This window comes from Mesorhizobium sp. M7A.F.Ca.CA.004.06.1.1 (assembly GCF_003999135.1).
Lineage (GTDB): Bacteria > Pseudomonadota > Alphaproteobacteria > Rhizobiales > Rhizobiaceae > Mesorhizobium.
The window spans coordinates 1-1,203 of record NZ_RZPQ01001147.1 but is presented as its reverse complement, the minus strand read 5'-3'; the positions used below and the strand labels follow the sequence as shown (position 1 = coordinate 1,203).

General features: G+C 62.3%; 2 protein-coding genes and 1 pseudogene. All 3 read left to right on the top strand.

Annotated elements, in window-relative coordinates; genetic code table 11:
* Positions 1–442: pseudogene (locus EN906_RS34630) on the top strand (septum site-determining protein MinD); the annotation flags it as partial.
* Complete coding sequence (gene minE / locus EN906_RS34625; protein ID WP_024501686.1) at positions 439–711, top strand: cell division topological specificity factor MinE; 273 nt, start codon at positions 439–441, stop codon at positions 709–711. The pseudogene EN906_RS34630 and the gene minE, both read left to right, overlap by 4 nt.
* A gap of 280 nt (positions 712–991) precedes the next feature.
* The coding region (locus EN906_RS34620) for a hypothetical protein (protein WP_164777634.1) at positions 992–1,203 on the top strand (212 nt) is incomplete at its 3' end.

Sequence of the window (1,203 nt, the reverse complement as noted above, 5' to 3'; positions counted from 1 at the left end):
GCGCGGCGCGCAGCTCGCCATGCGCTTTGCCGACGAGGCGGTCATCGTCACCAATCCGGAAGTCAGTTCCGTGCGCGATTCCGACCGCATCATCGGCCTGCTCGACGCGCGCACCTTGCGGGCGGAGCAGGGCGAGCAGATCGCCAAGCATGTGCTGGTGACGCGCTACGATGCGGCGCGTGCGTCGCGCGGCGAAATGCTGTCCATCGACGACGTGCTGGAAATCCTGTCGGTGCCGCTGCTTGGCATCATTCCGGAAAGCCAGGACGTGTTGCGCGCCTCCAACCTCGGTTCGCCGGTGACGCTGTCGGAGCCGCTCAATTCCGCTGCCAAGGCCTATATCGACGCCGCCAGGCGGCTGGAGGGCGAGGAATTGCCCGTCATCGTGCCCTTCGAGCGCAAGGGCTTCCTCGATCGTCTTTTGGGAAGGAGGGCGGCATGAACCTGCTCGACATCTTCAAGCGGCGCTCCAGCGCGCCGGTGGCGCGCGAGCGGCTGCAAGTGCTGCTCGCCTATGAGCGCCGCAACCGCAGCCAGCCAGACCTCGTCTCCATCCTGCGCGAGGAGATCATGGCCGTCATCGCCAAGCATGTGCAGATCGACCAGGATTATCTGCAGGTCTCGATGGACCGCGGCGAGACCATGTCGACGCTGGAAATCGACATCCAGATCCCCAACAAGAGCGCCGTGCCGCTGGCCATGGCGGGGTGACTTAGCAAGACTTGGGTTCCTCGCCCTCATTTCATGGGGGGGGGTGAGGAACCGTGCGTCGTGCAGGCTAGCGCCGGCAGCCCATCCCGACCGGCATTCACCCGCGTCCATGCCGCCTTCAAAGACCGCAGGTAATACGCTCTAAATTAACAATTTCTAAAACTCCCAATTGACACAAGTTGGCAATTGTTGATTTACTGCGCCTTTCCAGTATAAATCTGGATTGGCTCAGGGGGGAAACTTGCGCCTGTATAGAACGATTTGCCGCGCGGCCGCATTGTTGGCCGCCGCTCAGGTTTTATTTGCCTGCGCCGTACGGCCGACGACCCAGCAGGTCACGGGGGGCCTGGATACTGCCCGCATCGCCCAGGCGATCCGTTGCGAAATGCGCGATGCCTATATCACGCTGTTGATCGGCGCGCTCTCCCTGGACAGGGACAAATACAATATGGCGGTTGCGGCCAGCCTCAGTCGCGACCATCTGGCGCGGTT

Bases quoted from the DNA above. Each gene is read 5' to 3' on its own strand.
- minE (WP_024501686.1), top strand. From the start codon at position 439: ATGAACCTGCTCGACATCTTCAAGCGGCGCTCCAGCGCGCCGGTGGCG.